The sequence below is a fragment of the Streptomyces sp. NPDC104371 genome (assembly GCF_055583785.1).
In genome coordinates this window covers 510,801-527,790 of sequence record NZ_JBVJNF010000002.1, presented here as the reverse complement: position 1 = coordinate 527,790, position 16,990 = coordinate 510,801, and the positions used below count along the sequence as shown (strand labels likewise).

Sequence of the window (16,990 nt, the reverse complement as noted above, 5' to 3'; positions counted from 1 at the left end):
TGGCCATGAGCGAGACCCCGGACAGTGCCGTCCTCACGTACATCGACGACCATCGCGCCGCCTTCCTCGACGACCTCGCGGAGTGGCTGCGCATCCCGTCGGTGTCCGCTCAGCCCGAGCACGCGGCGGACGTACGGCGCAGCGCTGACTGGCTCGCCGGCAAGCTCAGGGAGACCGGCTTCCCCACGGTCGAGGTCTGGCCGACCGACGGCGCCCCGGCGGTCTTCGCCGAGTGGCCCTCCGAGGACGCGCAGGCGCCCACCGTCCTCGTCTACGGCCACCACGACGTCCAGCCCGCCGCCCGCGAGGACGGCTGGGCCGACGACCCCTTCGAGCCGGTGATCCGCGAGGGCCGACTCCACGCGCGCGGGGCCGCCGACGACAAGGGCCAGGTGTTCTTCCACACCCTCGGTGTCCGCGCCCATCTCGCGGCCACCGGCCGCAGCGCCCCCGCCGTCCATCTGAAGCTGCTGATCGAGGGCGAGGAGGAGTCCGGCTCCCCGCACTTCCGCGCGCTCGTCGAGGAGCACGCGGACCGGCTCGCCGCCGACGCCGTGATCGTCTCCGACACGGGCATGTGGTCCGAGGACACCCCGACGGTGTGCACGGGCATGCGCGGCCTCGCCGAGTGCGAGATCACCCTGCGCGGGCCCGAGCAGGACATCCACTCCGGCTCCTTCGGCGGCGCCGTGCCCAACCCGGCCACCGCCGCCGCCCGCCTGGTCGCCGCCCTGCACGACGAGCACGCGCGCGTGGCGATACCCGGCTTCTACGACGGCGTCATCGACCTCACCGACCGCGAACGGGCGCTCTTCGCCGAGCTTCCCTTCGACGAGGAGCGGTGGCTGCGCACCGCCAAGTCGACGGCCACGCAAGGAGAGGCCGGACACACCACCCTGGAGCGCATCTGGGCGCGCCCCACCGCCGAGGTCAACGGCATCGGCGGCGGCTACCAGGGCCCCGGCAGCAAGACGATCATCCCGTCCTCGGCGGTGGTCAAACTGTCCTTCCGGCTGGTCGCAGGGCAGGACCCCGACCACATCGAGAAGGCCGTCCGCGCGTGGGCCGCCGACCGGCTGCCCGCCGGGATCCGGTCCGAGATCGTGTTCGGCGCGGCCACCCGCCCCTGCCTGACGCCGCTCGACCACCCCGCGTTGCAGTCGGTCGTCCGCGCCATGGGCCGCGCCTTCCAGCAGCCGATCCGCTTCACCCGCGAGGGAGGCTCCGGACCGGCCGCGGACCTTCAGGAAGTCCTCGGCGCCCCCGTCCTCTTCCTCGGCATCTCCGTGCCGTCCGACGGCTGGCACGCCCCGAACGAGAAGGTCGAACTCGACCTCCTCCTCAAGGGCGTCGAGACCACCGCCTACCTGTGGGGCGACCTGGGAGAGAACTGGCGCCGTGCGGACTGACACACGCGCGGGTCGCACGGCCCCGCGGGCAGGACGTGCGGCGCGGCACACCGAAACCGCCCTGTACGGCTCCTGCCCGTCCCGCTGAGCCGCCACGAAATATCCGCCGCACCGGGGGAGTTGGAAGCACCCGTGACCACCTGGACCGACCACAGCGCCGACCGGCCCATCTCGCTCACCGCGCCGAGCGGCATCGACCGGACCGCCTACCGCCGGCTCGACGAGCCCTGGCTCGCCGCGGCGTGGAGTCATCCCTCCACCCGCTGCTTCGTGGTCTCCGGCGGTCAGGCCCTCATCGACGAGACGGCCGACGGCCGCACCGAACTCGTCATGACCCCGTCCTTCGAGGCACCCGTCACGGAGTCGCACCGCTACTTCCTGGGCACCGACGAGGACGGCGTCAGCTACTTCGCGCTCCAGAAGGACGCCCTGCCGGGCCGTATGGACCAGTCCGCGCGCGCGGCGGGCCTGCGCGAGGCCGGACTGCTGCTGTCCCCGCGCGACGCGGGCCTGATGGTGCACGCGGTCGCCCTGGAGAACTGGCAGCGCATGCACCGCTTCTGCTCGCGCTGCGGTGAACGCACCGTCATCGCGGCGGCCGGTCACATCCGCCGCTGCCCGGCGTGCGGCGCCGAGCACTACCCGCGCACCGACCCCGCGGTGATCATGGCCGTCACCGACGACGAGGACCGCATCCTGCTGGGCCGCCAGATGCACTGGCCCGAAGGCCGCTTCTCGACGCTCGCGGGCTTCGTCGAGCCCGGCGAGGCCATCGAGGAGTCGGTGCGCCGCGAGGTCTTCGAGGAGGTGGGCATCACCGTCGGCGAGGTCGAGTACATCGCGAGCCAGCCCTGGCCCTTCCCCTCCAGCCTGATGCTCGGCTTCCTCGCCCGCGCCACCTCCACGGAGATCGACGTCGACGGCGACGAGATCAACGAGGCCCGCTGGTTCTCCCGTGCGGAACTGCACGCGGCCTTTGAGTCCGGCGAGGTGCTGCCGCCGTACGGCATCTCCATCGCCGCCCGGCTGATCGAGCTGTGGTACGGCAAGCCGCTGCCGACGAGAAGCGTCTGATATGTGAGCGTCTGAGACCTGGTGGAGCGTCTGAGTCCCGGTGACGGCGGAAGCCCTCGTTCCTGTGGGGAGCGAGGGCTTCTTGCGCGAGGAGAGCGGCGGGTCAGGCGCCGAGCGCCTGCTTCACCTGGGCGAGGCTCGGGTTGGTCATGACGACCTCGGAACCGCCCTGGGAGGGAATGACCCGAACCGTGGGAACCGTCTGGTTTCCGCCGTTCGCCTTCTCCACGAACGCGGCGGAGTCCGGGTCGTGCTCGATGTTGATCTCGTTGTACGTGATGCCCTCGCGGTCGAGCTGGCTCTTGAGCCGACGGCAGTAGCCACACCACGTCGTGCTGTACATCGTCACAGTGCCCGGCATGTCGATTGCGCTCCTTCACGGCTTGGGGGTGCTGCTCGCAGAGCAGACCAACGTAGGTGAATGTTCCACTATTCCCGCGCCCGCCCTCGCGGGCCGACCGGCCCCGTCACGAGTGACGCTTGTCGCATCAGTACGACCGCACGGGCCTCCCTGTGGACAACCGGCGCATCCAGTCCTGGCCGACCTGGCAGCATGGCGGGGTGACAGCAGCAACGCACTCCCCCCTCTTCCCGCGGGTCCCTGATTCGGCCGACGCGGTGCTCGAAGGGCTCGACCCCGAGCAGCGCGAGGTGGCGACCGCCCTGCACGGCCCGGTGTGCGTGCTGGCAGGCGCCGGCACGGGCAAGACCCGTGCCATCACCCACCGCATCGCCTACGGGGTCCGCGCAGGCATCCTCCAGCCCGCCAGTGTGCTCGCTGTCACGTTCACCAACCGCGCCGCGGGCGAGATGCGCGGCCGACTCCGTCAACTCGGCGCCTCGGGCGTCCAGGCCCGCACGTTCCACTCGGCCGCCCTGCGCCAGCTCCAGTACTTCTGGCCGAAAGCCGTGGGGGGCGGCATCCCCCGGATCATCGACCGCAAGGTCCAGCTCGTCGCGGACGCCGCCGCGGCCTGCCGTATCCGCCTCGACCGCAATGAGCTGCGGGACGTGACCGCCGAGATCGAATGGTCCAAGGTCACCCAGACCGTCCCCGCCGACTACGCCGCCGCAGCCGCCAAGGCGGACCGCGACGCCCCCCGCGACACCGCCGAGATCGCCCAGCTCTACGCCACCTACGAAGACCTCAAGCGCGACCGCGCCGTCATCGACTTCGAGGACGTCCTCCTCCTCACCGTCGGCATCCTCCAGGACCGGCACGACATCGCGGAGGAGATCCGCGCCCAGTACCAGCACTTCGTCGTCGACGAGTACCAGGACGTCAGCCCCCTCCAGCAGCGCCTGCTGGAGCTGTGGCTCGGCGACCGGGACAGTCTGTGCGTCGTCGGCGACGCCAGCCAGACGATCTACTCCTTCACCGGCGCCACCCCCGACCACCTCCTCGACTTCCGCCTCCGGCACCCCTCGGCCACGGTCGTCAAGCTGGTGCGCGACTACCGCTCCTCGCCCCAGGTCGTCCGCCTGGCCAACGGCCTCCTCGCCCAGGCGCGAGGCCGCGCCGCCGAACACCGGCTGGAACTGGTCTCCCAGCGCGCCCCCGGCCCCGACCCCGGTTACGCCGAATACGCCGACGAGCCCGCCGAAGCCGAAGGCGCCGCCCACCGCATCCGCGACCTGCTCGCCTCGGGGGTTCCCGCCGCCGAGATCGCGATCCTGTTCCGCACCAACTCCCAGTCCGAGATCTACGAACAGGCCCTCGCGGACGCCGGGGTCCCCTACCAGGTGCGTGGCGCGGAGCGGTTCTTCGACCGCCCCGAGGTCCGCAAGGCAGGCATCGCCCTGCGCGGCGCGGCCCGCTTCGGCGCCAACGACTCCCTCCTCGACGACGCCGTGGACCTGCCCTCCCAGGTGCGCGCCGTGCTCTCCGGCGAAGGCTGGACCACCACACCGCCCGCGGGCTCCGGAGCCGTCCGAGAGCGCTGGGAGTCCCTGGCCGCGCTGGTGAACCTCGCCCAGGACTTCGCCGCCGCCACCCCCGGCGCCACCCTCGCCGACCTCGTGGCGGAATTGGACGAGCGGGCGAACGCCCAGCACGCCCCGACCGTGCAGGGAGTCACGCTCGCCTCTCTGCACTCGGCCAAGGGTCTGGAATGGGACGTCGTCTTCCTGGTGGGAGTCGCCGAGGGCATGATGCCGATCACCTACGCGAAGACCGAGGAGCAGATCGAGGAGGAACGCCGCCTCCTGTACGTCGGCGTCACCCGCGCGAGGGAACACCTCCATGTCTCCTGGGCCCTGTCCCGCTCGCCCGGCGGTCGCCCCGGCCGGAAGGCCAGCCGCTTCCTGGACGGGCTGCGCCCCGGCTCCTCCGCCGCGCCGGGCCGCACGGCCGCAGCCGGTGCCGGAGGGGTCGTCCGCGGCTTCAGCACGGCCGCCCCGGCCGTCCGCCCGCGCCGCACGGACCGGACCCCGGCCCGCTGCCGGGTCTGCGGGCACACGCTGTCCGACCCGGGCGAGATGAAGCTGATGCGCTGCGACAGTTGCCCCTCCGACATGGACGAGGGCCTCTACGAGCGGCTGCGCGACTGGCGGGCGGTGCAGGCGGACCGCAGCGGACAGCCGGCGTTCTGCGTCTTCACCGACCGGACGCTGATCGCGATCGCCGAGACGGTTCCCGGCGACCCGGGGGAACTGGCCCGCATCCCAGGAGTCGGCGTCCGCAAGCTCAGGCGCTACGGCACCGACGTTCTGGACATCTGCGCAGGCGGGGTCGGCGCGGGAGAGGACGCGGATGGCTGATACGAACTCGTCGAAAAAATAGTTTGCGCATGCCCCAGCAATCCCCATAGGTTCTTAGCCACGGGAACAGAGGCCTTCTCGAAGGCCCTGATTCCGTGCTGTACTTACCTATCCGTCGGACTGGCTCACCCCGGTCCCTCAAGACGCCGAGAGGAGGCGATTCCAGTGATCAGCATCAACAGCAGCTCCATCAGCACCATCGAAATGATCGGTCGCTCGGTCGTCTCCCCGTGCATGCTCGGCGTCTCGAACCTGGGCACCGGTGTGTCCGGCATTCGTGTCGAGCGTCCGGCGTCCTCCCTGTCTCTCGCGGATCTTCCCGTTGAGCGCAATGAGCGACCGACCAAGGCACTGGAAGCAGTAGCGGCACAGGCCAAGGCCTATGCCTTTGCGGCAGCCGGTGCCGGATTCCGGAAGCAGACGACGCAGCACCACCTGATGTGGGCCTTCCGTGGGCCAAAACCCTGGAGCGATCCAGCCTGATCTTCGATCAGGTCGGCGCCTTCAGGGCCGCGGAACCCCACCCGGGATCCGCGGCCCTTCTGTTTTCCCCGAACCGGGACAGCAGAACGAAGGAGCCTCGGGACAAGAAAAGAACCCGGTACCAAGCCGCCACCCGGTCCCACCTGACCGGAACGACCAGACGAGGAAGACGAACCGTGCAACTCGAAGCGCACGCCCCGTCCGTACCGCCTTCCGAAACGATCCCCCCGCCCGGCCTCACGGAGGACCCCACCTTGACCCCGCTCACCACGCTCACCGCGCTCGATGACGCCATCGAGAACCTCGGCGTGCCCGTCCCCTGCCGCTCGTACGACCCGGAGGTCTTCTTCGCCGAGTCGCCGGCCGACGTCGAGTACGCCAAGTCCCTCTGCCGCACCTGCCCCCTGATGGAGGCCTGCCTCGCCGGCGCCAAGGAGCGGCGTGAGCCCTGGGGCGTCTGGGGCGGAGAGCTCTTCGTCCAGGGCGTCGTCGTTGCCCGCAAGCGGCCGCGTGGTCGCCCGCGCAAGAACCCGGTCACGGCATGAACGCCGCGGGAACGATCGACCGCCCCCTGACGCACGACCCCGAGAAGCAGGCCCCGATGAAGCCGTCCCCCAGCGAGCCCACCGGTTCAGCGACCCCAGACTTCACCACCTCCGGCGCGAACGCCTCGCGCCAGAACAGGACCCGAGAGATGCAACTCATCCCAGAAGCCTTGGCGCGCGCGCATATGCGTGAGCGCTTGTACGACGCCGAGCGGGAGCGACAGGCCGTGCACCTGGCGGTCGCCCGCCGGATGCAGCGTCGGGCCGAGCGCGCGTCGCTGCGCGCCCGTCGCGCGCTCGCCATGGCTGTCATGCAGTAAGGCCGTCATGAAGTAGCCGACGCCGTCGGCAGCAGAAACCCCTCGCGGGGGCCGGTCCGCACGGACCGGCCCCCGCGGTGCGTTGTGGCCGCTGGTGGCCAGAGCCTCTCGTAAGGCCCTGGCCCCTCAGGCCTCCACCGCCGGTTCCTCCACGCGTTCCACTGCCGGGTCCTTCACCAGGTCCTTCACCGGTTCCTGCTTCGGCACCTCCGCCTGCTCCTCCGCCGGGTCCTCCGCCGGTCCCTCCGTCTGCCTCTCGGCCTGTCCCCCTGCCGGTTCCTCGGCCGCGAGGAAGCCCGGCAGCCACTCCTCCAGTTCGTCGCGCATCCGGACAGTGGCACCCAGTTGGCACAGGACGCCGATCGTGCTCAGGGTCACGCGGTGTATCAGGAGGTACGACGGGGGGAGGTTCAACCGCTTGCCCAGTTGGTACGCGGGGGAGCGCGGGTCACCGATCCGGGCCGCCTGGCTGCGCATCCAGCCTCGGGTGAAGGTGAACTCGTCGGCCTGGGCCGGTTCGATGATCGGCAGGAGATAGTCGAGGACCGCATCCGGGTCCAGCTCGATGGAGTCCTTGACGAAGCCCTCCTCGCACAGGAGTTCGTACACCGACCCGGCGTCGCCCTCCAGGGCCATACGCAGCGAATGGCCGATCGGGGCGGGCAGACCACCGGGCAGGCGGTCGACCGTGCCGAAGTCCAGGACGCCCAGGCGCCAGCTCTCCTTGTGGGACGCGCCGTCCGGGCCGGGCAGCAGACGGAAGTTGCCCGGGTGCGGGTCGGCGTGCAGAAGGCCCGTGCGGGCCGGGCCCGAGAAGAGGAAACGGGTCAGCAACTGGCCGGCGCGGTCCCGCTGTTCCTGGGATCCGTCGGCGATCACCTCCGACAGCGGTATGCCGTCGATCCACTCGGTCACCAGGACCTGCTCGCACTGGTGCACCACCGCCGGCACCATCACGTCCGGGTCGTTCGCGAACTCCTCCGCGTGTGCCTGCTGCGCCTGTGCCTCCAGCCCGTAGTCCAGCTCCTCGGAGACCCGGTCACGCAGCTCCGTGATCAGTGGCTTGATGTTCAGGCCCGGGACCAGGGGGCCCAGCAGCCGGGCGAACCGGCTGAGTTGGCTCAGGTCCGAGAGCAGGGCCTCGCCCGCGCCCGGGTACTGCACCTTGACCGCGACCTCCCGGCCGTCGTGCCACACCCCTCGGTGGACCTGGCCGATCGAGGCGGCTGCCGACGGCTTGTCCTCGAACTCCAGGAACAGCGTCTGCCACTCCGCGCCGAGGCGCTCCTCCAGGACCGCGTGCACCGCGCGTGTCGGCATCGGCGGGGCCGCCTCCTGAAGCTTCGTCAGGGCGGCGCGGTACGGCCCGGCGACCTCCTCGGGAAGCGCCGATTCGAAGACGGACAGGGCCTGCCCGAGCTTCATCGCACCCCCCTTCAGCTCGCCCAACACCTTGAAGAGCTGGTCGGCCGTGCGCTGTTGGAGTTCGCGGCCGACGATCTCCGCGGGCTCGCCGACGATCCGTTTGCCGAGTCCCCAGGTCGCCCGCCCGGCGATACCGAGCGGGAGCGCGGCGAGCTTGGCGGTTCGGGTGACCGCCTTCCGGGGAAGATCAGACATGCGCCCTCCAAGTCCCTGACGGCCGTGCCGTGTGTGTCCTGCGGACCAGGTTCCTCGGCGGCCGTTGCCGGGCCATTGTCTCGTGCGGCCCCTCGATATCCGGGGTGTGTTCTTCCTTACCTTTCTCCACAGCCTCTTTCTGCGCCGCGCCGCACCCGCATGCGGCGTGCGCCCACACCGGTCGCGCGTGCCAGTCGAGTCGCGGCACGGACGTCTCCCAGCGTGTCCCCGCGCTGGAGGGTGTCTCGCCGTCGAGGAAGGCGAGCGCGTGTGCGGCGGCGACTCCCGCCACGGCGGTCGCCAGGGCGAGATCGCAGGCCTGGACCGGCCGCGGGCGCCCGGAGCGCCACTGGGCGACCAGCCGTGGCCATGTGTGGTCCCGGTCGGCGCGCGCCTGGTCGAGGCAGCCCGCGCAGCCAGTCTCGCCCGGCAGGACGAGCGGGCCCACGACCCCCGTGCCCTCCACGACACCCGCGTACAGATGGGGTGTTCCGGAGGCGATCAGCGACTCGCCGGTCAGGGGGTCGGGCGCGTGGACCTGGAGTCCGTCGCGCGGGGCGAGGATCACCAGGGAGTAGCCGGGGTCGGGGCCGTCGCCGGGAGAGCGCCGCGCGGCGCGTTCGCGGCGTGGCGGCCGGTCCGGGGCCGCCGCTCGCACCGCGCGGCGGGCCGCCTCCTCCCTGCGCCGGCCGATCGAGTCGGCCGGCAGACCGCCCGGCGCCACGTCCCAGGGCTCGACGCGGCCCGTGTCGCGGACATCCACCTCGCCGACCCCCGCGCCGGCCAGCAGCGAGGCGAGGACGGCCCCCACCCGGCCCGCGCCCCGCACCTGGACCCGCAGGGAGCGGCGGGCGGCCAGGCGCCGGGCGGGCTCGCCCGGCGTGCGCGTGATCAGGGACAGCGACGCGAGGTCGGGACGGAGGCGGTCCAGGACGGCCGCCTTGGAACGGAGGGCGTCGGCCTGAGCGCCACCGCCCGTCGCGTCGTCCAGCAAGCCCGCTTCGGAGAGGTTCTCCACCAGCGTGTCGACATGGCCGTCGGGCAGCCCCATGCTTCGGGCCTCCTCGCGCAGCAGCGGCAGACCACGGGTGCCGTCGAGCAGCGTGAGGAAGCTGCCCGTCGCGGTGTCCACGGGACCCAGCACCATCGCGTGCGCGGGTGCCAGGCCGAACTGCACGGTGTTCAGATCCCGCCAGCCGCGCCGCAGCGCGGGCTTCACCATCGGATGCATGACCGGCTCCCGTAGTCAGACGTATGTCCCTGTTCGTCAGAGGATGTCCGCTCCTCCGACGTGTGCCAGCATGCCGGTGCCGGTGAGGTGCGTGCCGAAAGTTGTCCACAGGCGCCGGGATTCGTCGTACGAATCAAGCACCCGGGGTGTCGATCGGCACGGAACTGTTCGGAGGCGGGACTTCCCCCGTGCCCAGCGGGTAACGTCTGGGTGTGCCCGCCGACCCACTGCACCACGCCGGACAGCGACCGCGCAGCACGACGAGCCGACCGCCGAGCGACGCCGAGGTGAGCCCGGTCGAGGTGCGCAGGAGCACGCGCCGCCGCAGCACGGTCTCCGCCTACCGCGAGGGCGGTCGCACCGTCGTCCTCATCCCCGCCCGGATGTCCGAGGCGGAGGAGCAGCGCTGGGTGACCGTCATGCTCGACAAGCTGGCCGCCCAGGAGAGCAAGCGGTCCCTCGGCGACGCCGAACTGGCCGAGCGCGCCGGACGGTTGTCGGATCAGTACTTCGACGGGCGGGCGCGGCCGGCCTCCGTCCGCTGGGTCACCAACCAGAACACCCGCTGGGGCTCGTGCACGCCGTCCGAGGGCAGCATCCGGCTGTCGCACCGGTTGCAGGGCATGCCCGAGTACGTCGTCGACTACGTCCTCCTGCACGAACTCGCGCATCTGCTCGTACCCGGACACGGGCCGAGCTTCTGGCAGTTGCTGGAGGCGTATCCCCGTACGGAGCGCGCCCGCGGCTATCTCGAAGGGGTGGTCGCGGCCGGTCGGTTGCCCCATCAGCCCCCGTCGCGCGCCGAGTAACGCCGAGCGGCATCGAGCAGCGGCGGGAGACGCGCGAGAGACGGTTGTGTACCGGCTCTGTACCCGCTCCGCCCCCGTCGGGGTTTTGCCGTTAGCCTGGCGCGACGCACTCATATTCGTGATGGGGGACGTTCGTTACGCATGGCCAGGGAATTCCAGCGCGGCCACAAGGCCAGGATCAGCGACCTCACCGCGGGGACGGATCTGTACGTAGGTGTGCAGATCTCAGGGCCCGGACTGACCTTCGACATCAGTTGCTTCGGCCTGGACGCGGCCGAACGGCTCTCGGACGACCGGTACTTCGTCTTCTTCAACCAGCCGAAGACGCCCGAGGAGTCCATCCAACTGCTCGGTCCGCAGGCGGGTGACACGGAGTCCTTCCGTGTCACGCTCGACAGGATCCCGCCGCAGATCCAGAAGTTGTCGTTCACGGCGACGCTCGACGGCGGCGGGCAGATGTCGCAGATCGGGCCCGGATACCTGCGGATCGTCGCGGGCGGCGAGGAGGTGGCCCGCTATCCGTTCAACGGCTCGGAGTTCACCACCGAACGCGCCGTCATGCTGGGCGACTTCTATCTGAAGGACGTCTGGCGGTTCGCCGCGGTCGGCCAGGGCTTCGACGGCGGACTCGACGCGCTGCTGCGGAACTTCGGCGGTGAGGTCCTCGAGGAGGAGACGCCTGCACCGCAGCAGCCGCAGAACGCCGCCCCGGGGTTCGCGCCGCCCGCCCAGGCCGCCGCGCCTCCCGCGTTCGCCGCCCCGGCCGCGCCTGCCCCGCAGCAGCCCGTTCCCGCCCCGGCCCCGCAACAGCACGCGCCTGCCCCCGTACCGCCGCAGCCGCAACCGCAGCACGCCCCGCCGCCGGACGCCACACCGCACACTCCGGCGCCCGCGCCGTCCGTGCACGCCGCGGCCACCATCGTCGCGCCGCTGACCATCCCGCCGGGCGGGACCGTGCCGCCACCGCCCCCCGCGCCACACCCCGCGCCGGTTCAGCAGCCCCTCGGCCCACCGCCGGGATACGGCGCGCAGCCACCGGCCACGACGCCTCCGGGGTACGGGCAGCAGCTCCCGCCGTCCGCCGCCTACGGCCAGCCGACCCCGCCTCCCGGCTACGGGCACCCGGCCCCGTACGGCCAGCCTCCGGGCCAGGCGCCCGCTCCGTACGGCGTCCCCCAGGGCGCCCCGGAGGGCGGTGCCGGTGTGGCCGCCGCGCTCCAGGCCTTCAAGGAGACGCCCACCGGGCAGCGGTGGACGCAGCAGAACAAGAAGCTCGTCCGCGTCGACCTCGGCATCGGCGGACAGCCCGTGCTGGCCCAGCAGGGCAGCATGGTGCTCTACCAGGGCAAGGTCGACTTCGGCTACAAGGGCGCGGGCTTCGTCGGACGGATCACGGGCAACGCGACCGGCCAGGAGATGCAGCTGATGCGCTGCACGGGCCAGGGACAGGTGTTCCTCGCCGATGACGCCACCTATCTGCACCCCATCGAGCTGCAGGGAGACGCCATCTGCGTCTCCGCGCAGAACGTCCTCGCCTTCGACGAGTCCCTCCAGTACGAGGTCCGGCGCGTCGAGGGACACGGCATCCCCGGCGGCGCGCTGTTCACCCTTCAGTTCCAGGGGACCGGCACGGTCGTCGTGAAGACCCACGGGGCGCCCGTGGTGCTGCCCGTCACCCCGACGACGTTCGCCGACTGCAACGCGGTCGTCGCCTGGTCCGCCGCCGCGCAGGTGATCGTCTCCAGTCAGGTAAGGCTGCGCCACAACGCCTACCCCGGGGACACCGGCGAGAGCGTCAACCTCCAGTTCCGCGCCGCGCCCGGCAACTTCGTCGTCGTCCAGCCCTACGAGGTCTGAGGGAGTCCGTCATGAACCAGCCACTCGCGGGCTTCGCCCCCGCACCCGTCACCGCCCGCATGGAGAACCACGGCAGCCAGATGCTGAAGGTGGCCATGCAGACCGGAAACGACCTCCTCGCGCGCGTGGGGTCCATGGTCGCCTACGAAGGGTTCATCCAGTACGAGCCCAACCCGTCCGCCGTGCGCCAGATCGCCCGGGACTGGATCACCGGAGAGGGCGCGCCCCTCATGAAGTGCTCCGGTGACGGCCTGCTCTATCTCGCCGACTACGGGGCGAACGTCGTCGTCATCAACCTCAACGGGGACGCGATCTCCGTCAACGCCACGAACCTGCTCGCCCTGGACGCGCATCTCCAGTGGGGTGTCGAACGCGTCAAGGGCCTCGCGAAGTTCACCGGGCAAGGGCTGTGGAACACCACGATCTCCGGTCAGGGCTGGGTCGCGCTGACCTCGCGCGGCAAGCCGATCGTCGTCGACTGCGGCAGGGGCGAGGACGAGACCTACGTCGACCCGGACGCCCTCGTCGCCTGGTCCCCGAACCTGAAGGTGAAGGGGAAGCGCAGCTTCAAGGCGCAGTCGCTCATCGGGCGCGGCAGCGGTGAGGCGTACCAGATGGCGTTCTCCGGACAGGGCATCGTGGTCGTCCAGCCCAGCGAGGACAGCACCGACCGCCTCCGGATCCGGGGCTGAGGGGGAACCGCACACCATGCAGAGCACGCTCTTCGCCTACAACGAACAGCAGACCCAGGAGCGCTACAGCCTGCAGAACCCGCAGATGCTGCGCGTCCTGCTGGAGGGCCACGACGACATCCTGGCGCGCAAGGGCACCATGGTCGCCTACCAGGGGCTCGTCGAGTTCGACGCCGAGTACCAGAGCAACAACCAGCAGCACGCGCGTGCGTACACGGGTGAGGGCCTGGACCTGATGCGCTGCCACGGGCAGGGCACCGTCTACCTCGCGAACCTCGCCCAGCACGTGCACATCATGGACGTCGAGCAGGACGGGCTCACCGTCGACAGCGACTACGTCCTCGCGATGGACTCCGCGCTGCACTACGAGGTCATCGCCGTCGACAGCCTCTACGGCATCTCCGGCTCCGGCAAGTACCAGCTCAACATCACCGGCCGCGGCAAGGTCGCGCTGATGACGTCCGGCGCGCCCCTGGTGATGCAGGTCAGGCCGGACACCTACGTCAACTGCGACGCCGACGCGATCGTCGCCTGGTCCACGAGCCTGCGCGTCCAGATGCAGGCCCAGACGCATTCCTCGGGGGTGTGGCGCCGTCGCGGCAACACCGGTGAGGGCTGGGAACTCAGCTTCATGGGCAACGGGTACGCGCTGATCCAGCCGAGCGAGCTGCTGCCCCCGCAGAACGCGGCGATCGGGCAGGGGCTGCGCGCCCAGTACGGCATGGGCCAGCAGGGGGCGCGAGGACAGAACCAGGGCAACGTCTGGAGCTGAGCAACGAGTAAGGGGTGACCGCAATAGCGGCCACCCCTTACCTCTCGCCCTCTCTCGGAGGCGGGCGCTCAGAGACGCGCGCGCGTCGCCTCCAGCAGGCGTACGACCGATGTGTCCGCCACGCTCGCGACCTCGTCGTACGCGAACCAGCGCAGGTCCAGCGACTCGTCGCTGATCGCCTCGACGGCTCCGGCCGGGGCGAGCGCCGCGTACTGGACGTCGAGATGCCAGGCGCACGGCGTGACATGGCGGTCCAGGCGCACCGGGCCGCCGGACAGCAGGGACATGCCCGCGACGCCCGACTCCTCGGTGGCCTCGCGCAGCGCGGCCATGGCCAGCGTCGTGTCGACCGGCTCGCAGTGGCCGCCCGTCTGAAGCCACATCCGCAACTTCTTGTGCAGGGTCAGCAGCACGCGGTCGCGCTCGGGGTCGATCACCAGCGCACTCGCCGTGATGTGCCCGTCCGCGCAGGACTTCCACATGCCGTCCGGATGCGCCGCCAAGTGATCCAGATAGACCTGGCACAGCTCCTGCTGGTCCTCGTAGCCCTTCACCACGACGACCGCGTCGTCATGGAGGCTCACTCGCGGCCGTCGCCCTTGCCGTCGGCGTCCCCGGAGTCCTCGCCCTTCTCGGGCTCGGGCTTCTCGAGGTCCGGCTTCGGGGCGCTGCCGCCGCCCGCCGCCTCGCCGAGCATCTTGTCCAGCTCGGAGAAGTCGAGCTGTTCGCGGTGCACGAAGCCGTCCGGGTCGTCCAGGTCGGACGCCGTCGGCAGCATGTCCGGGTGGGCCCACAGGCCGTCGCGGCCGTCGACCCCGCGCGCGTCCGTGAGCGAGGCCCACAGGCGCGAGGCGTCCCGCAGCCGACGCGGGCGCAGCTCCAGGCCGATCAGCGTCGCGAACGTCTGCTCGGCCGGACCGCCCGAGGCGCGGCGGCGGCGCAGGGTCTCGCGCAGCGCGTCCGCGGAGGCCAGGCGCGGCTTGGCCGCCGCGTGCACCACCGCGTCCACCCAGCCCTCGACGAGCGCCAGGGCCGTCTCCAGCCGGGCCAGGGCCGCCTTCTGCTCGGGCGTGTCCTGGGGCTGGAACATGCCCTGCTGGAGCGCCTGCTGAAGCTCCTCGGGGTTCTGCGGGTCGAACTGGCCGACCACGTCCTCCAGCTTGGCCGTGTCGACCTTGATGCCGCGCGCGTAGCCCTCGACCGCGCCGAACAGATGCGAGCGCAGCCACGGGACGTGCGCGAACAGGCGCTGGTGGGCGGCCTCGCGCAGCGCGAGATACAGCCGCACCTCCTCCTTGGGCACACCGAGGTCCTTGCCGAACGCCTCGATGTTCAAAGGCAGCAGCGCGGCCTTGCCCGCCGGGCCGAGCGGCAGGCCGATGTCGGTCGAACCGACGACCTCACCGGCGAGCACGCCGACGGCCTGCCCGATCTGCGTCCCGAACATGGCGCCGCCCATGGAGCGCATCATGCCGATCAGCGGGCCCGCCATGGCCTGCATCTCCTCCGGCAGGACATCGCCCATGGCCGCGCCGACACGCTCGGCGACCGGGTCGACCAGGTCCTTCCACACCGGCAGGGTCGCCTCGACCCACTCCGCGCGGCTCCAGGCCACGGCGGAACCGGCGCCGGACGGCAACGACGTCGCGTCGTCGAGCCACAGGTCGGCGAGGCGGACGGCCTCCTCGACGGCGGAGCGCTCGCCGGGGCTCACGCTCGTGTCCTTCGTGCCGTCCGCGGTGCCCTGGGCGACCGTCTGGCGCGCGATCTGCTTGGCCATGTCCCAGTTCACCGGGCCGCCCTCGTACGAGAGCATCTGGCCGAGCTGCTGGAAGGCGGCGCCCAGGTCGGTGGGGTTCAGGGAACCGAACATCGCGGCGAGCGGGTTGTCGCCGCCGGCGCCGCCGGCTCCGGACAGCCCGAAACCGAACGGGTTGGCCGGTCCCTGACCACCGCCGCTCTGCTGGTCCTTCTTCTTGCCCTCGTCGCCGTTCTCCGGCTCCTCCGGCGGAAGGCCGAATCCGAATGGGGTGTCACTCACGGGATTCCTCGGCTGGTAAGGCCACCGGTTCCTTCCGGCGGCTGGCTGCCCGACAACACCACCAGCGTAGACACCCCGGCCGGATCGGGCCTGGGTGCTTCGCCTACTCCTGGCCTGCGGCAGGATGGATGCCACCTGGTACACACGCGTACGTCGCGTCCGTACTGAAGACAACCGCTGGAGACGCCTGGTGAGTTCCCCAGATCCGCAGGTTCGCGCAGCGCGAAACCGATCAGCCCGTCCGTCGGCCGACGACAGCCCCCGGGCGTCGGCGCAGCGCGTCGGCGAGTCCTCCGCCCGCGGGCCCGTCGTCGCGGTCACGGGCGCGGCGAGCGGCATCGGCGCGCTGCTCACCGAGAGGCTCGCCGCGTGCGACGAGGTCAGACAGGTCGTCGCCATCGACGAGCGGCGCGGGGAGTGCGCGGCGGCCCAGTGGCACATCCTGGACGTGCGGGACCCGGCGATCGCGGAGAAGCTGCGGGGCGCCGACGTCGTGGTGCACCTGGCCCTCGACCTCGATCTGGAGACGGACGCGGCGGCGCGTACGGCGTACAACGTCCGGGGCACGCAGACCGTGCTGACGGCCGCCGCGGCGGCCGGGGTGCACCGGGTGGTGCTGTGCACGTCCGCGATGGTCTACGGGGCGCTGCCGGACAACGAACTGCCGCTCTCCGAGGACGCCGAGCTGCGGGCGACGGCGGAGGCGACCGGCGTCGGGGACCTGCTGGAGATCGAGCGGCTCGGCCGGCGGGCGCCGCGCGCCCATCCGGGGCTCAATGTCACCGTCGTGCGCCCCGCGGTCCTCATCGGAGGCACGGACACGGCGCTGACCAGGTACTTCGAGTCGCCGCGGCTGCTGGTGGTGGCCGGGTCGCGGCCGGCCTGGCAGTTCTGCCATGTCGAGGATCTGTGCAGCGCCCTGGAGTACGCCGCCCTGGAGAAGGTCGACGGGGAGCTGGCCGTGGGGTGCGACGGATGGCTGGAGCAGGAGGAGGTCGAGGAGCTGAGCGGGATCCGGCGGATGGAACTGCCCTCCGCGGTCGCCCTCGGCGCGGCGGCCCGGCTGCACCGGATCGGGCTCACGCCCTCGCCCGCCGGGGACCTCGCGTACACGATGTATCCCTGGGTGGTCAGCGGGAGTCGGCTGCACGAGGCCGGGTGGCGTCCGCAGTGGACGAACGAGGAGGTCCTCGCCGAGCTGCTGGAGGAGGTGGCCGGGCGGCACACCGTGGTGGGCCGGCGCCTGGGACGCAAGGACGCGACGGCCGCGGGCGCGGCCGGGGCGACGGTCGCCCTGCTGGGCGCGGCGGCGGTGGTGCGCCGGGCGCGGAAGGCCCGACGGCGCCTGTAAGCCTCACATGTCACACGGCACACGCG

Annotated in this window: 16 protein-coding genes; 11 read left to right on the top strand and 5 right to left on the bottom strand. The window is 71.5% G+C overall.

The genetic code is table 11. The annotated features are described in order from the left end of the window. Positions 1-5 precede the first annotated feature (5 nt). Together ACZ60T_RS08240 and nudC are read left to right on the top strand one after the other, a co-directional pair. Positions 6-1,409 carry a dipeptidase gene (locus tag ACZ60T_RS08240; RefSeq protein ID WP_469665255.1) on the top strand — a complete coding sequence of 468 codons (1,404 nt, stop codon included), beginning with the start codon at positions 6-8 and terminating at the stop codon, positions 1,407-1,409. A gap of 120 nt (positions 1,410-1,529) precedes the next feature. Beyond that, positions 1,530-2,483: an NAD(+) diphosphatase gene (gene nudC, locus ACZ60T_RS08235; protein WP_365621999.1), complete on the top strand. Its 954-nt coding sequence runs from the start codon at positions 1,530-1,532 to the stop codon at positions 2,481-2,483. 103 nt (positions 2,484-2,586) lie between these two features. On the opposite strand, the gene ACZ60T_RS08230 is transcribed toward nudC, so the two are convergent. Continuing rightward, entirely contained in the window at positions 2,587-2,844 is a 258-nt protein-coding gene (locus ACZ60T_RS08230) for a mycoredoxin (protein ID WP_252422254.1), read from the bottom strand. Between the two features lie 200 nt (positions 2,845-3,044). Between ACZ60T_RS08230 and ACZ60T_RS08225 the strand changes: the two genes are divergently transcribed. The 4 genes from ACZ60T_RS08225 (at position 3,045) to ACZ60T_RS08210 (ending at position 6,591) form a co-directional block, all read left to right on the top strand. Then, on the top strand, positions 3,045-5,243 hold the full coding sequence (locus tag ACZ60T_RS08225) for an ATP-dependent DNA helicase UvrD2 (RefSeq protein WP_469665254.1): 2,199 nt from the start codon (positions 3,045-3,047) through the stop codon (positions 5,241-5,243). 165 nt (positions 5,244-5,408) lie between these two features. Next, positions 5,409-5,726 (top strand): hypothetical protein, encoded by a 318-nt coding sequence (locus ACZ60T_RS08220; protein WP_252422257.1) that lies wholly within the window; start codon positions 5,409-5,411, stop codon positions 5,724-5,726. A gap of 176 nt (positions 5,727-5,902) precedes the next feature. Then, positions 5,903-6,271 carry a WhiB family transcriptional regulator gene (locus ACZ60T_RS08215; RefSeq protein ID WP_365622046.1) on the top strand — a complete coding sequence of 123 codons (369 nt, stop codon included), beginning with the start codon at positions 5,903-5,905 and terminating at the stop codon, positions 6,269-6,271. Further along, the gene (locus ACZ60T_RS08210; protein WP_365622049.1) at positions 6,268-6,591 is read left to right on the top strand and encodes a hypothetical protein; all 324 of its coding nucleotides are present in this window, start codon (positions 6,268-6,270) and stop codon (positions 6,589-6,591) included. Before ACZ60T_RS08215 ends, ACZ60T_RS08210 begins: the two co-directional genes overlap by 4 nt. Positions 6,592-6,717: 126 nt before the next feature. On the opposite strand, the gene ACZ60T_RS08205 is transcribed toward ACZ60T_RS08210, so the two are convergent. Next, positions 6,718-8,211, bottom strand: coding sequence for an ABC1 kinase family protein (locus tag ACZ60T_RS08205; protein ID WP_469665253.1), 1,494 nt, complete (start codon positions 8,209-8,211; stop codon positions 6,718-6,720). Further along, positions 8,204-9,442, bottom strand: a complete 1,239-nt coding sequence (locus tag ACZ60T_RS08200) for a TOMM precursor leader peptide-binding protein (RefSeq protein ID WP_469665252.1) — start codon at positions 9,440-9,442, stop codon at positions 8,204-8,206. Before ACZ60T_RS08200 ends, ACZ60T_RS08205 begins: the two co-directional genes overlap by 8 nt. A gap of 212 nt (positions 9,443-9,654) precedes the next feature. Between ACZ60T_RS08200 and ACZ60T_RS08195 the strand changes: the two genes are divergently transcribed. From ACZ60T_RS08195 to ACZ60T_RS08180, 4 genes are all read left to right on the top strand, one after another. Continuing rightward, on the top strand, positions 9,655-10,251 hold the full coding sequence (locus ACZ60T_RS08195) for a M48 metallopeptidase family protein (protein ID WP_365622058.1): 597 nt from the start codon (positions 9,655-9,657) through the stop codon (positions 10,249-10,251). 141 nt (positions 10,252-10,392) lie between these two features. Further along, the gene (locus ACZ60T_RS08190; protein ID WP_469665251.1) at positions 10,393-12,108 is read left to right on the top strand and encodes a TerD family protein; all 1,716 of its coding nucleotides are present in this window, start codon (positions 10,393-10,395) and stop codon (positions 12,106-12,108) included. Between the two features lie 11 nt (positions 12,109-12,119). Then, positions 12,120-12,800 (top strand): AIM24 family protein, encoded by a 681-nt coding sequence (locus tag ACZ60T_RS08185; protein ID WP_252422264.1) that lies wholly within the window; start codon positions 12,120-12,122, stop codon positions 12,798-12,800. A 16-nt stretch (positions 12,801-12,816) separates the two neighbouring features. Next, positions 12,817-13,572 carry an AIM24 family protein gene (locus ACZ60T_RS08180; RefSeq protein WP_365622067.1) on the top strand — a complete coding sequence of 252 codons (756 nt, stop codon included), beginning with the start codon at positions 12,817-12,819 and terminating at the stop codon, positions 13,570-13,572. 68 nt (positions 13,573-13,640) lie between these two features. On the opposite strand, the gene ACZ60T_RS08175 is transcribed toward ACZ60T_RS08180, so the two are convergent. Beyond that, a complete protein-coding gene (locus tag ACZ60T_RS08175) occupies positions 13,641-14,156 on the bottom strand; it encodes an NUDIX hydrolase (protein WP_469665250.1) in 516 nt (171 codons plus the stop codon). Beyond that, entirely contained in the window at positions 14,153-15,613 is a 1,461-nt protein-coding gene (locus ACZ60T_RS08170; protein WP_469665249.1) for a zinc-dependent metalloprotease, read from the bottom strand. The genes ACZ60T_RS08175 and ACZ60T_RS08170 overlap by 4 nt, the downstream gene beginning before the upstream one ends. Positions 15,614-15,803: 190 nt before the next feature. Here ACZ60T_RS08170 and ACZ60T_RS08165 point away from each other — a divergent pair, with 190 nt between their 5' ends. Then, positions 15,804-16,964, top strand: a complete 1,161-nt coding sequence (locus ACZ60T_RS08165) for an SDR family oxidoreductase (RefSeq protein WP_365622076.1) — start codon at positions 15,804-15,806, stop codon at positions 16,962-16,964. Positions 16,965-16,990 lie beyond the last annotated feature (26 nt).

What these genes read in the sequence shown, in the direction of transcription:
- ACZ60T_RS08200 (WP_469665252.1), bottom strand. Translation starts at nt 9,442, where the DNA reads ATGCATCCGATGGTGAAGCCCGCGCTGCGGCGCGGCTGGCGGGATCTG.
- ACZ60T_RS08230 (WP_252422254.1), bottom strand. Translation starts at nt 2,844, where the DNA reads ATGCCGGGCACTGTGACGATGTACAGCACGACGTGGTGTGGCTACTGC.
- ACZ60T_RS08240 (WP_469665255.1), top strand. Translation starts at nt 6, where the DNA reads ATGAGCGAGACCCCGGACAGTGCCGTCCTCACGTACATCGACGACCAT.
- ACZ60T_RS08205 (WP_469665253.1), bottom strand. Translation starts at nt 8,211, where the DNA reads ATGTCTGATCTTCCCCGGAAGGCGGTCACCCGAACCGCCAAGCTCGCC.
- ACZ60T_RS08210 (WP_365622049.1), top strand. Translation starts at nt 6,268, where the DNA reads ATGAACGCCGCGGGAACGATCGACCGCCCCCTGACGCACGACCCCGAG.
- ACZ60T_RS08180 (WP_365622067.1), top strand. Translation starts at nt 12,817, where the DNA reads ATGCAGAGCACGCTCTTCGCCTACAACGAACAGCAGACCCAGGAGCGC.
- ACZ60T_RS08185 (WP_252422264.1), top strand. Translation starts at nt 12,120, where the DNA reads ATGAACCAGCCACTCGCGGGCTTCGCCCCCGCACCCGTCACCGCCCGC.
- ACZ60T_RS08190 (WP_469665251.1), top strand. Translation starts at nt 10,393, where the DNA reads ATGGCCAGGGAATTCCAGCGCGGCCACAAGGCCAGGATCAGCGACCTC.